Annotated in this window: 12 protein-coding genes; 7 read left to right on the forward strand and 5 right to left on the reverse strand. The window is 73.9% G+C overall.

The window, feature by feature from the left end:
* Positions 1–40: 40 nt before the first annotated feature.
* From ACZ6D7_RS07305 to dnaK, 7 genes are all read left to right on the forward strand, one after another.
* Positions 41–442, forward strand: coding sequence for a hypothetical protein (locus tag ACZ6D7_RS07305; protein WP_469484859.1), 402 nt, complete (start codon positions 41–43; stop codon positions 440–442).
* 136 nt (positions 443–578) lie between these two features.
* The gene (locus ACZ6D7_RS07310; protein ID WP_469485993.1) at positions 579–2,633 is read left to right on the forward strand and encodes a phage holin family protein; all 2,055 of its coding nucleotides are present in this window, start codon (positions 579–581) and stop codon (positions 2,631–2,633) included.
* A 76-nt stretch (positions 2,634–2,709) separates the two neighbouring features.
* Entirely contained in the window at positions 2,710–3,771 is a 1,062-nt protein-coding gene (locus ACZ6D7_RS07315; RefSeq protein WP_469484864.1) for an ATP-binding protein, read from the forward strand.
* On the forward strand, positions 3,768–5,567 hold the full coding sequence (locus ACZ6D7_RS07320) for a vWA domain-containing protein (protein WP_469484867.1): 1,800 nt from the start codon (positions 3,768–3,770) through the stop codon (positions 5,565–5,567). The genes ACZ6D7_RS07315 and ACZ6D7_RS07320 overlap by 4 nt, the downstream gene beginning before the upstream one ends.
* A gap of 66 nt (positions 5,568–5,633) precedes the next feature.
* The gene (locus ACZ6D7_RS07325; RefSeq protein WP_469484872.1) at positions 5,634–6,062 is read left to right on the forward strand and encodes an OsmC family protein; all 429 of its coding nucleotides are present in this window, start codon (positions 5,634–5,636) and stop codon (positions 6,060–6,062) included.
* Between the two features lie 91 nt (positions 6,063–6,153).
* Positions 6,154–6,924, forward strand: a complete 771-nt coding sequence (locus tag ACZ6D7_RS07330; protein ID WP_469484875.1) for a glycerophosphodiester phosphodiesterase family protein — start codon at positions 6,154–6,156, stop codon at positions 6,922–6,924.
* A gap of 125 nt (positions 6,925–7,049) precedes the next feature.
* A complete protein-coding gene (gene dnaK / locus ACZ6D7_RS07335; RefSeq protein WP_469484877.1) occupies positions 7,050–8,915 on the forward strand; it encodes a molecular chaperone DnaK in 1,866 nt (621 codons plus the stop codon).
* Positions 8,916–8,980: 65 nt separating this feature from the next.
* On the opposite strand, the gene ACZ6D7_RS07340 is transcribed toward dnaK, so the two are convergent.
* The 5 genes from ACZ6D7_RS07340 to ACZ6D7_RS07360 all read right to left on the reverse strand — a co-directional run bounded on the left by ACZ6D7_RS07340 (position 8,981) and on the right by ACZ6D7_RS07360 (position 12,809).
* On the reverse strand, positions 8,981–9,388 hold the full coding sequence (locus tag ACZ6D7_RS07340; protein ID WP_469484880.1) for a hypothetical protein: 408 nt from the start codon (positions 9,386–9,388) through the stop codon (positions 8,981–8,983).
* Complete coding sequence (locus tag ACZ6D7_RS07345) at positions 9,385–11,100, reverse strand: right-handed parallel beta-helix repeat-containing protein (RefSeq protein ID WP_469484883.1); 1,716 nt, start codon at positions 11,098–11,100, stop codon at positions 9,385–9,387. The genes ACZ6D7_RS07340 and ACZ6D7_RS07345 overlap by 4 nt, the downstream gene beginning before the upstream one ends.
* A gap of 133 nt (positions 11,101–11,233) precedes the next feature.
* Complete coding sequence (gene narJ / locus ACZ6D7_RS07350) at positions 11,234–11,728, reverse strand: nitrate reductase molybdenum cofactor assembly chaperone (protein WP_469484885.1); 495 nt, start codon at positions 11,726–11,728, stop codon at positions 11,234–11,236.
* Complete coding sequence (locus ACZ6D7_RS07355) at positions 11,728–11,877, reverse strand: hypothetical protein (RefSeq protein WP_469484888.1); 150 nt, start codon at positions 11,875–11,877, stop codon at positions 11,728–11,730. The genes narJ and ACZ6D7_RS07355 overlap by 1 nt, the downstream gene beginning before the upstream one ends.
* Before the next feature lie 137 nt (positions 11,878–12,014).
* A complete protein-coding gene (locus ACZ6D7_RS07360) occupies positions 12,015–12,809 on the reverse strand; it encodes an SAM-dependent methyltransferase (RefSeq protein ID WP_469484890.1) in 795 nt (264 codons plus the stop codon).
* Positions 12,810–12,875 lie beyond the last annotated feature (66 nt).

Here is a 12,875-nt window from a genome sequence, read left to right on the forward strand (position 1 = left end):
AGTAGGGTCGGCGGCGAAACCCGGAGGTGAGGGGGACGCCATGGGACCGGTGCGGGTCACGGCGATCGCGAGTCTGACGCCGCTCGAGGAACTGGACGACGATCCCTTCCTGGTGGACTCCCGCAGCCAGCACGCGATGTGCTCGCGCTGGGCCGCCCAGCGCGGTTACGTCGTCAGCCGGGAGCTGCTGGTGCGCGGGCTGCGCGCCGACCACGGTGTGCTGTGGGACGGCGTCCGGCCCGGCGTCGACCTGTTCGTCGCGCCCAGCCGCCGCGTGCTGGAGAGCGCCCTGTCGGACGTCGAGGAGTTCACCGAGGAGTGCGCCCGGCGCGGGGTGCGGGTGGAGACCGTCGGGTACGCCGAACCCGCCTACGACGCGCAGATGAAGGCCCGCGTGCACCGGCGCCTGTCGATGCCGACCGCCGGGTACGACGGCCGCTGACCGCGGGTGCCCGCCGGCCCGGTGTGACAGGGTGGGGACGGCCCCCGCGGGCGTCGGGGCCGGAACGCGAGGTGGACGGGGCGTGCGTGGGGTGCGGTGGCGGCGGGCCGTCAGCCAGATCGGGCGGAGTCTCACGGTGTGGGCCGTCTCCACCCTGACGATGCTGGTGCTCGCGGGGATCCTTCCGGACTTCCGCCTCCAGTCCGCCGACGGCGACAGCGCCACCACCATCGCCGTCACCGCGGCCGTCGGCGCCGGCGTCTTCGGTGTCCTGTCGGCGCTGGTCTGGCCGCTGCTGGTCCGGCTGCTGCTGCTCGTGCCCGCGCTGGTCCTGGGCCTGCTGGTGTTCTTCCTCAACGGCTCGCTGCTGCTGATAGCCCTGCGGCTGACGCCCTCCGGGCAGACCGAGGCCGCGCCCGAGACCGCCGTCATCGTCGCCGCCGTGATGTCCGCCGTCGCCTCGGCGACCGGCGGTGCCCTGGCCGTCCGCGACGACGACGCCTACCGCCGGCGGCTGTACCGGCTCGCCGACCGCCGGCGCCGCGGCGGGCCGCCCTGCCCCGCCACCCCCGGCACCGTCTTTCTCCAGCTCGACGGCGTAGGCCACGACGTGCTGGCCGCCGCCGTCCACAAGGGCCTGATGCCGACGGTCGCCCGCTGGCTGGGGGAGGACCCCGGGGACCCCGGCGGGCTCCCCGCCCACAGCCCCGCCCACCGCCCCACCCACCGGCTCACCCCCTGGCACACCGACTGGTCCAGCCAGACCGGCGCCAGCCAGCTCGGCATCCTGCACGGCAGCAGCCACGACGTCCCCGCCTTCCGCTGGTACGAGAAGGACACCCGGGAGGTCATGGTCTGCAACCGGCCCACCAGCGCCGCCGAACTCCAGCGCCGCGCCGTCGCCCGCACCGGCGACGGCGGCCTGCTGACCGTCGACGGCGCGAGCCGCGGCAACCTCTTCAGCGGCGGCGCCGACGAGCAGGCCCTCGTGCTCTCCATCGCCGCCCGCCGGCGCAGCCGCGAGACCCGCTCCCGGGCCGGCTACTTCGCCTACTTCTCCGACCCGGCCAACGCCGTGCGCACCGCGCTGTCCTTCGTCGCCGAGGTGGCCCGCGAGATCGGCCAGTCCACCCGGGCCCGGCTGCGCGAGGAACGCCCGCGCGTGAAGCGCGGCGGCCTCTACCCGCTGGTGCGCGCCTTCGCGACCGTCGTCGAACGGGACGTCGTGGTCGCGGCTGTGACGGGCGACCTGCTCGCGGGCCGCAGCGCCGTCTACGCCGACCTGGTCGCCTACGACGAGGTGGCGCACCACTCCGGGCCGCTCGGCCGGGACACCGAACAGGTCCTCGGCCGCCTCGACCGGGCGCTCGCCCTCATCGAGAAGGTCGCCGAGCACGCCCCCCGCCCGTACCGGATCGTCGTCCTGTCCGACCACGGGCAGAGCCCCGGCGAGACCTTCCACGCCCGCTACGGCCTCACCCTCGGTGACCTGGTCCGGGCCGGCTGCGGGCTGCCCGTGCCGAGAAGGGCCGAGCGGACCCACAGCGGTGCCGAGGCCCGCGCCGCCGTCCGCGCGGCCCTGCGCCGGCCGGTGGAGGAGGGCGGCGACAAGCACCGCCCGTCCCGCCGTTCGGAGCCGATCGTGCTGGCCTCCGGCAACCTCGGCCTGATCTCCTTCCCGGACGTCCCGCACCGGATGAGCAAGGAGGAGATCGACGCCCGCCACCCCGCCCTGCTCGCCACCCTCGCCAACCACCCCGGCATCGGCTTCCTGCTGGTCCGCAGCGAAGAGCACGGCGGGCTCGTCCTCGGCGCGCAGGCCGCCGAGATCCCCCTGGACCGGCTGGACGAGTCCCCCGGCCCGCTGGCCGCGTTCGGGCCCGGCGCCGCCGACGCCGTACGCCGCACCCACTCCTTCCCGCACACCGCCGACATCATGGTCAACTCCTTCCACGACCCGGCCGACGGCGAGGTCCTCGCCTTCGAGGAGCAGATCGGCTCCCACGGCGGGCTCGGCGGCGCCCAGTCCCGGCCGTTCCTGCTGTCCCCGCTCGCCCTGTCCGAGCCCGTCGGGGACGGCGAGGTGCTGGCCGGCGCCGAGCACATCCACCGCGTGCTGCGCCGCTGGCTGCGCGAGTCCGACGGGCCCCAGGTACCGCTGGAGACGGCGCCGGAGGAGCGGGCCGCCTGAAAATCGGCTGCGTCCACGGGGCCGTACGCACACACTGACCGTGTCGCCCTCCCCTCCCTTCCAAGGAGCCTCTCCTTTGCAGGCAGCCGTCACGGTCACTCCCGCCCGCGTCCCCGAACTCCTCCTCGGCCTCGCCACCGTCCGGCCGGTGTTCCTCTGGGGCGCTCCCGGCATCGGAAAGTCCTCCCTGGTCCGGGAGTTCGCCGAGTCGCTGGGCCTGGAGTGCGTGAGCCTGCTCGGCACCCAGCTGGCGCCGGAGGACCTGATCGGCGTCCCGCAGATCCGTGACGGACGGTCGGTGTTCTGCCCGCCGGAGGCGATCGCCCGCGACGAGCCGTACTGCCTGTTCCTGGACGAGCTGAACGCGGCCACGCCGGACGTGCAGAAAGCGTTCTACTCGCTGATCCTGGACCGCCGGATCGGCACCTACGAGCTGCCCAAGGGCTCGATCGTGATCGGCGCCGGGAACCGGGCCACCGACAACGCGCTCGCCCGGCCGATCGCCTCCGCGCTGGTCAACCGCCTCGCCCATGTGCACCTGGAGGCGTCCCCGAGGGATTGGCTGGCCTGGGCGGCCGGACACGGCATCCACCCGTGGATCCTCGACCACCTCACCGACCGCCCCGACCACCTGTGGTCCAAGCCGCCGAAGACCGAGGAGCCGTTCTCGACGCCCCGCTCCTGGCACATGCTCTCCGACGCCCTGCACTCCTTCGGACGCGACCTCGACGAGGACACCCTCAAGGTCCTCGCCCACGGCACGCTGACGCCCGCGCACGCCACCGCCTTCTGCGGCTACGTCAAGATCGTCCGCAGCCGGTACGGCATCGAGGCCGTCCTCAAGGGCGAGGCCTCCTGGCCGCACCGCGTCGAGGACCGCGACCTGCTCTACTACCTCGCCGACTCGTTCCGCGGCCGGCTGGTCAAGGAACTCCCCGCGTCCAAGGAGCACATGTCGGCGAACGGCCGGCAGATCGCGTACCGCGCCAAGGCGCTGCTCGTCCAGCTCGCCGAGATCTCCGTCGAGGTCGCCCAGACCGTCATCGCCTCCGACGCCGACGGCAACCCCGTGCTGCCCGCCTGGTTCCTGGTGGAGGCGGCCCGGGACATGCCCCGGCTGGTCGAGGCGCGCCGGTGAGCCGGGCCGAACGCGCGAAGAAGAAGCGCGACCTCGCGAAGGAGGCGTTCGAGACGGGCCTCGCACTGACACGCGGCAACTCCGCGCTGAACGCCGTCTCCTTCGGCGTCTGCCGGAGCGAGGAGTGCGCGCTGGCGCCCCGCGACGGACTCGTGCGCGTCGACTCCGACGGCACGGTCCACGTCCACCCGGCCCGCATCGCCGACCCCGCCCTGTGGGCCTGGTCCCTCGCCCACGCCGCCCTCCACCTCGGCTTCGGCCACCTCCCGGCCGCCCCCGGCGCCCGCGTCCAGCCCGACCGCTACGACCTCGCCGCCCGCTGCACGGTCGTGAACCGGTTTCTGCTGACGCTGCCGGTGGGCACGGCGCCCGAGGACCACCCGCTGACCCACCCCGACGGCGACGAGGAGCGGCTCGCCGCCCGCTGGCGCCGCACCGGCCTCCCGGCCGCATGCCAGCGCTGCGGCACCGCGGGCCCGGAGCCCGACCAGCTGCTGCTGCCCTGGGACACCCGGCGCAACGGGCAGCCCCCCGACCGGCAGCTGGCGTTCGCCACCGCCCTGACCCGGACCGTGTCCGCCGCGATGGACATGGCGGGCGGCCGCCGCGCCTCCCTGGACGCCGACCTCGAGCCCACGCGCCCCTGGGAACGCGCGCTGAGCTGGTTCATCTCCTCCTACCCGCTGCTCGGCGCCATCGCGGCCGGCATCCGGCTCGTCGCCGACGCCGAACTCGCCCGCGCCCACGGCATCCAGATCGCCGCCGTCAACGCCGAGGCCGGCGAGATCTACGTCAACCCGCTGTACCGGCTCGACGACGAGGAATGGCGGTTCGTGCTCGCCCACGAGATGCTGCACGCGGCCCTGCGCCACGGCGACCGCCTCGGCGCCCGCGACCCGTACCTCTTCAACGTCGCCTGCGACTACGTCGTCAACGACTGGCTGCGCGCCATGCGCGTCGGCACCATGCCCGAAGGACTGCTGTACGACCCGGAGCTGACCGGCCTGTCCGCCGAGGAGGTCTACGACCGCATCGCCGGCGACCTGCGCCGGATGCGCCGGCTGGCCACCCCGCGCGGCCGGGGCGCCGGCGACGTCCTCGGCACCCCGCTCGGCTCTCCCCGGGACTGCGTCGACCTCGACGGCTTCTACCGGCGCGGGCTCGCCCAGGGCCTCGACCTGCACCACCGCCAGGAACGCGGATACCTGCCCGCCGGGTTGGTCGAGGAGATCCGCGCGCTCAGCCATCCGCCCCTGCCGTGGGACGCTCAACTGGCCCGCTGGTTCGACGAGTTCGTACCCCGCCCGGTGCCGCTGCGGTCGTACGCCCGGCCTTCGCGGCGCCAGGCCTCCACCCCCGACATCCCGCGCGCGGGCCGGTACTTCCCGCCGGAGGAGATCGCCCGCTGCACCTTCGGCGTCGTCCTGGACACCTCCGGCTCCATGGACCGCACCCTCCTCGGCAAGGCCCTCGGCGCCATCGCCTCCTACGCCGAGGCCCGCGACGTGCCCGCCGCCCGGGTCGTGTTCTGCGACGCCGCGCCGCACGACGCCGGCTATCTGCCGGTCACCGAGATCGCGGGCCGGGTCCGCGTGCACGGCCGCGGCGGCACGGTCCTCCAGCCCGGCGTCGACCTGCTGCACCGCGCCGACGACTTCCCGCCCGGCGCACCGGTGCTGGTCATCACCGACGGCTGGTGCGACGTCCTGCGGATCCGCCGGGAACACGCCTACCTGATCCCGCAGGGCCGACGCCTGCCGTTCACCCCGCGTGGGCCGGTCTTCCGGGTGCGGTGAGCGGGAGTGTGATCGGATGGGGCACGCAAACCCGTCCGAGGGGAAGACCCCGCGAAAGGAAGAACCGTGGCAACCACGCGCTCCGCACACACCGTGTGGGAAGGCAACCTGTTCAAGGGCAACGGCGTCGTCACCTTCGACTCCTCCGGCAGCATCGCCGCGCAGCCGGTGACGTGGGCGTCGCGCGCCGAGGACGCGAACGGAAAGACCAGCCCGGAGGAGCTGATCGCCGCCGCCCACTCCAGCTGCTTCTCCATGGCCTTCTCGAACATCCTCGACAAGGCGGGCACCCCGCCCACCAAGCTCGTGACCTCCGCCGACGTCGTCTTCCAGCCCGGGGAGGGCATCACGGGCATCCACCTCACCGTCGAGGGCACCGTCCCCGGCATCGACGAGGAGGCCTTCCTCGCCGCCGCCGAGGACGCCAAGAAGAACTGCCCGGTCAGCCAGGCCCTCACCGGCACGACGATCACCCTGACGGCCAAGCTGGCCTGACCCGCCCCACCGGCCCGCCGGACGCGCCCCGCCCCACCCGGGCGACGGCGCTCCGGCGGGTCCGGTGCGCCCGCCCCGTGTCCGGGAGCCGATGACCGTGCCACCGCCCCGCCCCGCCGTCTCCGCCCACCGCGGCGGCACGGAACGCTTCGGCGCCGCGACCTGGGCGGCGTACGAGGACGCGCTCGCCTGCGGTGCCGAGTACGTCGAGTTCGACGTCCGGCGCACCGCCGACGGCGTCCTCGTCGTCCACCACGACCCCCGCGCCGGCGGCCCCGCCGGACCGCCCCTGCACCGGATCGGCCACGCCGAACTGTGCCGGCGCGCCGGACACGCCGTCCCCGTCGTCGAGGACGTCATGGCGCTGGTCGCCGGCAAGCTCGTGGGCCATCTGGATCTGAAGGAGACCGGTTACGAGCATGAGCTGATCGACCGCGCGATCGCCCTGCTCGGCCGGGACGGGTTCGTCGCCACCACCCTGGAGGACCGGTCCGTCGCCGCGATCACCCGGGCCTTCCCCGGCGTGCGCACCGCGCTCTCGCTGGGCCGCGACCGCCGGGAGGTCGGCGCGGCCCGGCTGGCCGCCACCCGCGCGAGCGAACTGTTCCCGCTGCGCCGGCTGCGGGCCTGCGGGGCGCACGGAGTGGCCGTGCACCGGCTGCTCGCCCGCGCCACCGTGCTGCGCCGGGCCGCCCGGCACGGGCTGTTCACCATGGTCTGGACGGTCAACGACGACCCTGGCCTGCGGACCTTCCTCGCCGACGCCCGCGTGGACGTCGTGGTCACCGACCGGCCCCGGCGGGCCGTGGAACTGCGCAAAGAACCGCGCCGCACGCTCCCGGCGGGACATCTGTCCCATTGACAGCCGACCGCTCACGTTCTGTCCTGGAACTCCGGCGGCGCGGCAGCCTCCGGGCGGACGGCCGCCGGGCGGAGACTGCCCGGCACAGGGCCCGGCTGAGGGCCTCCTGGCGGAAGGGGACAGCGATGGCACGCTCGGTCGGGATCGACCTCGGGACCACGAACTCGGTGGTCGCCGTCCTGGAGGGCGGCGAAGCCACCGTGGTCGCCAACGCGGAGGGCGCCAGGACCACCCCGTCCGTGGTGGCCTTCGCCAAGAACGGCGAGGTGCTCGTCGGCGAGGTGGCCAAGCGGCAGGCGGTGACCAACGTCGACCGCACCGCCCGCTCGGTCAAACGGCACATGGGCGACACGGCCTGGCGGTTCCCGGACCAGGGCGCCGTGGACGGCACCCGCTACACCGCCCAGGAGCTGTCCGCGCGGGTGCTCCAGAAGCTGAAGCGGGACGCCGAGGCCTATCTCGGCGAGGACGTCTCCGACGCGGTGATCACCGTGCCCGCCTACTTCGACGACTCCCAGCGGCAGGCCACCAAGGAGGCCGGGGAGATCGCCGGCCTGAAGGTGCTGCGGATCATCAACGAGCCGACCGCCGCCGCCCTCGCCTACGGCCTCGACCGCGGCGAGGAGCAGACCGTCCTGGTCTTCGACCTCGGCGGCGGCACCTTCGACGTGTCCCTGCTGGAGATCGGCGACGGCGTCATCGAGGTCAAGGCCACCAACGGGGACACCCACCTCGGCGGCGACGACTGGGACCACCGGGTCGTCGAGTACCTCGTGAAGAAGTTCAAGGGACAGCACGGCATCGACCTCGGCAACGACAAGATGGCCGTGCAACGGCTGCGCGAGGCCGCCGAGAAGGCGAAGATCGAGCTGTCCTCGTCCTCCGAGACGAGCATCAACCTGCCCTACGTCACCGCCACCGCGCAGGGCCCCCTCCATCTGGAGGAGAAGCTGACCCGCGCCCAGTTCCAGGAACTCACCGCCGACCTCCTCGACCGCTGCCGGACCCCCTTCCACCAGGCGGTCAAGGACGCGAACGTGAAGCTGTCCGCGATCGACCACGTCATCCTGGTCGGCGGCTCCACCCGGATGCCCGCCGTCACCGACCTGGTCCGAGAGCTGACCGGCAAGGACCCGCACAAGGGCGTCAACCCCGACGAGGTGGTGGCCGTCGGCGCCGCCCTCCAGGCCGGTGTCATCCGCGGGGACGTGAAGGACGTCCTGCTGCTCGACGTGACCCCGCTGTCCCTCGGCATCGAGACCAAGGGCGGCATCATGACGAAGCTGATCGAGCGCAACACCACGATCCCCACCCGGCGTTCGGAGATCTTCACCACGGCCGCCGACAACCAGCCCTCCGTCGGCATCCAGGTCTACCAGGGCGAACGCGAGATCGCCGCGTACAACAAGAAGCTCGGCGTCTTCGACCTCACGGGGCTGCCGCCGGCCCCGCGCGGGGTCCCGCAGATCGAGGTCGCCTTCGACATCGACGCCAACGGGATCATGCACGTCTCCGCCAAGGACCTGGCGACCGGCCGCGAGCAGAAGATGACCGTGACCGGCGGCTCGGCGCTGCCCAAGGACGACATCGACCGCATGATGCGGGACGCCGAGCAGTACGCCGAGGAGGACCGCGCACGCCGGGAGGCCGCCGAGACCCGCAACCAGGCCGAGCAGCTCGTCTACCAGACGGAGAAGTTCGTCCGGGAGAACGAGGACCGGGTGCCGGCCGACACCCGGTCGGAGGTGGGGGCCGCGGCCGACGAACTCAAGGAACTGCTGCGGAGCGACGCCGACACCACCGCCCTGCGGGCCGGCGTCGAGAAACTCGCCGCGGTCAGCCAGCGCATGGGCCAGGCGATGTACGCCCAGCCGCAGCAGGACGCCACCGCCCGGCCCACCGAGGACCACACGGCGGCCCAGGACGACGACCAGGTCGTCGACGCGGAGATCGTGGACGACGAACGGGACAGCCGCGGGGGTGCCGCCTAGGACAGGTCCCAGCCACCGGCGCCGGACCGGGGAGGCCGCCGGCAGGCAAGCGGCTCCCCGGCGGCTCAGAGCAGGCCCGTCAGCCCGCGGATCGCCTCCTGCGCCCACTCCTGCGCGCCCACCGTCGCGCCGGCCGCGGCGCCCGTCGCGACCGGGGCCAGGGCTCCCCTGAGGCCGTTCAGCGCGCGGCGCAGCCGGCCGGGCTCGGGGGCGTCGGTCCCGGTGATCTCCGCGAGCACCTCCTGCGCCGCCGCGTCGGCGTCCTGGCGGTCCTGGTCGGCGAGGCCGGACTCGGGCAGCCGGCGGCGCAGGTCCGCCACCAGCTCGGCGAGGGCCTCGAAGCCGGGGGCGACCGTGGCGTTGTTCTGCTGGTTCTGGGTGACGTTCTCGTTGTTCCAGGCGAACTGGTTGCCCGAGGCGGGGCCGTTGAACACCGGGCCGTCGTAGTTGTTCACGTGCTGCGGCTCGCTCACGCGCCGGCTCCGTTCTGGTCGATCTGCTGGATCTGGGTGACCTGGGCGTTGTTCCAGGCGAACTGGGCGTTGTGGACGGCGGCGTTGATCACCGGCCCGTAGTAGTGATTGGTCTGGTTGATGACGGTCGCCGGCGAGGATTCGGCCGGTTCGGGCTCGGTCTCGACGACGGCGAGGGAGGTGTCGAGGGACTCCAGGTCGATCCGGCCGTTGTGCTGCACGGCCTGCCCCCGCGTTCCCGGCACGGAGCAGTCCACCAGCCGGCCGCCGCTCGCTCCCTGGGCGGCGATCCCCACGACGGCGCAGTCGGCGAACCGGCTCCCGGCCACGTCCAGGTAGGCGGAGTCCCGGCCCAGCAGGCCGATGGCCTCCGCGTCGGTGACGTCGAGGCCGCGCGCGTGGAGCATCGCCGAGCCGATCGCGACGGCCCCCACCCGCGCCCGGGTGACGGCACAGTCGCGCAGCTGCAGCTGGGACTCGTCGCCGGCGGCGAAGCCGAACAGCCCGCGCTCCACGGAGACGTCCCGGAGCGTGACCCGGGACTGACCGCCGGCGGTCACCGAGCCCATGGCGCACCCGCTGAACCGCCCGTCGGCCAGCTCGACCGTGGTGGCGGCGTCGCCCAGCGTCTCCAGCCCCACCGCGCACCGTCGGACGTCCACTCCCTCGAACACGGCCCGGGACCCCTCCCGCACCCGCAGGGCGACGCTCGTCAGATCCTCGACGTCGATCCGCGCGAAATGGCCCCGGCCCTTGTCGACCACGGCGACGCCGACATTGCCCCCCGAGACGCGGCAGCCGTCGACCCGCGGCGTGGCGCCCTTGGCCGAGAACACCGAGACACCGCCCGCGTCGACGACCTCGCAGTCCTCGAACGTGCCCCGGCCCGCGGACTGCACGTTGATCCCGCTGTCCCGGCAGCCGGTGAACACACAGCGGCGCACCACCGGGTCGGCGCCGCTCTCCAGCGAGATCCCGATCTCCGCGTCCGTGACCCGGGTGTCGTGGACCAGGCCCCGGGCCTGTTCGACGAAGTACAGCGCGTCGGCGTGCACGCCGGTGATCGTGCAGTGCCCCACGACGAGTTCCGCCCGGGTGTCCGCGGCCAGCGCCGCCTTCTCGGTGCCGGTGAACTCGCACCCGGTGACCGAGGCCCACGCGTCGCTGACCCGCAGGCCGTGGATCCGGCTGCCGTCGAACCGGCAGTCGCGCACGGTGACCCGGGCGCCCTCGATCACCGCCAGCGCGTTGTCGGCGGCGTCCACGAACCGGCAGCGCTCGACGACGCCGGTCGCCCCGGCGAACAGGGTCCGGCCGTACCGGAACTCGCCGCCGGTCAGCGCCACGGAGGTGCCCCGCCGGGCGCGCACGGAGAGCCCGCCGTGGGCGTGGACCTCCACCCGGTCGAGGGTGAGGGTGCCCGCGTGGCAGTCGACCACGTCGGCGTCACGGCCCACCAGCACCAGACCGCGCACCGCCACCGCCCCGGACGCGGTCAGCGCGCCGCCCTGCGAGGGGCTCACCACCACCGAGCCGGGTTCGCCGAGCGCGACCAGCTCGACCGTGCCGTGGACGGTGAGCGGCTCGTCGTAGCGACCGGGCATGATCTCGATGCGCGCCGGTCCGCCCCGCTCGGCGGACCGCAGGGCGGAGGTGATGTCGGCGTAGACGCCCCAGCCCCCGTGCGGCGCGACCACGTACCGCCTGACCATGCCCGCCTTCCCCGCAGCGCTCGTCCGGACGTGCCGATCCTTCGCAGCCGCCGATGCTACCGGAGCGTCGGTCGCCGATCCGCTCCCACACCCGCCGCAGCTGATGCCCCAACTGGTGCCGCCTGAGGGCCTGTCATGGGCGCGTTCCGGTGTTCGCGGTCGGCAGCGCGGCGCACACCGCGTCCAGGACGGACGCGTACGGCGTGCCGGCGTCGGTGAGCCGGGAGCGGAGCTTCTCCAGGCCGTCGCGGTGCTCGGTGAGCAGCCCGGTGTCCCCGGTGCGGGCCGCGAACTCCAGCACCGCGGGCAGGAAGTCGGGCAGTTCCTCGCCGGTGAACGTCAGACCGTGCGCCCGGTAGAGGTCCTTGAAGCGGACCAGCGGCACACCGCGCCGCCGGGTGTCGCCGTCCCGCCACCGGCTCAGGTGGAGGCTGTGCCGGTGCGTGAAGTCGAAGACCCGCACATACTGCGCCTCCAGCTCCCGCAACGGCGTGACGGCCGCGTGGTCGGCGAACTCCCGTAGCTGCGGGGCCGCTTCGCGCAGCAGCGGCAGCCGGGCGAGCAGATCCTCGTCGGGGTACGTCAGACAGAGCGCGGCGGCCTGGTACAGCACGGCGTCCGAGGGCATCACGCCTCCTTCGGGTCGTCCGTCGACAGCCGCCGGCGCGGCGCGCCCCTGCCGAGGTCGGTCGCCCGCAGGCGGGAGCGCATCGCGGCGAGCTTCTCCCGCAGCAGTGCCGCGCCCGGCTCGGTGGGCGGTATCCGCGTGTCGGTCACCTGCGCTCCCTTGCTCGCCCCGGTCTACGACGCTAGGGGCGGGCGCGGGAGCGCACCCGTTCACGGCACCCGTACGGGTGCCGTGGCGCAGGGCGCAGGGCGCAGGGCGCAGGGCGGCGGGGTGCAGGGCTCAGGGCTCAGGGCTTGCGGGCGACCCCCGCGTACACCGGGACGATGCCCTCGGCCTGGATCGCCACGTCCTCGGGGTCCGGCCGCCAGCCGGAGACCGGGATCAGGCCCGGGCCGAGCAGCTCCAGGCCGTCGAAGAAGCGGGCGAACTCGGGGAGGGAGCGCGGATAGAAGGGGGTGCCGCTGCGGCGGAAGGCGTTCGCCGCCTTCTCGATGGCCTCCGGGCTGAGGTCCGGGGTCACCTGGGAGAGGATCAGCCAGCTGCCCGGGGCGAGCCGCGCCATGTACTCCCGCACCAGCTCGTACGCGGCGTCGTCCAGGTAGTGCGTCAGCGCCACCAGGGACAGCGCGACGGGCCGCGCGAGGTCGAGGGATTCGGCCGCCTGTTCGAGCAGTATGTCGAGGTCGCGGACGTCGGCGTGCGCGTACTGCGTGGACCCCTCGGCCGAGCCGTGCAGCAGGGCCTCCGCGTGCCGCAGCACGATCGGGTCGTTGTCCGCGTACACGACCCGCGCCTCCGCCGCCACGCCCTGCGCGACCTGGTGCAGGTTGGGCTCGGTGGGGATGCCGGTGCCGATGTCCAGGAACTGGCGGATCCCGGCCTCGGCGGCCGTCCGCACCGCCCGGATCATGAAGCGGCGGTTGGCCCGTGCCCCGCGCAGCACCGTGCCGTCGACGGCGAGGATCTTCCGGGCCAGCTCCTCGTCCACGGGGTAGTTGTCCTTGCCGCCCAGCCACCAGTCGTAGACGCGGGCCGGGTGCGGTCGGCTGGTGTCGATGCGGGGCGCTGCGGACTCGGTCATGCTGGGTCTTCTCCTCGGGCGTGGGGCGGGACGCGGTCGCGGTGCGGGGCGGTGGTGCTCGGGGCG

Source organism: Streptomyces sp. NPDC041784 (assembly GCF_055591025.1).

Excerpts from the sequence above, each read along its gene's own strand:
- ACZ6D7_RS07305 (WP_469484859.1), top strand. The coding sequence starts at position 41 with ATGGGACCGGTGCGGGTCACGGCGATCGCGAGTCTGACGCCGCTCGAG.
- ACZ6D7_RS07330 (WP_469484875.1), top strand. The coding sequence starts at position 6,154 with ATGACCGTGCCACCGCCCCGCCCCGCCGTCTCCGCCCACCGCGGCGGC.
- dnaK (WP_469484877.1), top strand. The coding sequence starts at position 7,050 with ATGGCACGCTCGGTCGGGATCGACCTCGGGACCACGAACTCGGTGGTC.
- ACZ6D7_RS07345 (WP_469484883.1), bottom strand. The coding sequence starts at position 11,100 with ATGGTCAGGCGGTACGTGGTCGCGCCGCACGGGGGCTGGGGCGTCTAC.
- narJ (WP_469484885.1), bottom strand. The coding sequence starts at position 11,728 with ATGCCCTCGGACGCCGTGCTGTACCAGGCCGCCGCGCTCTGTCTGACG.
- ACZ6D7_RS07360 (WP_469484890.1), bottom strand. The coding sequence starts at position 12,809 with ATGACCGAGTCCGCAGCGCCCCGCATCGACACCAGCCGACCGCACCCG.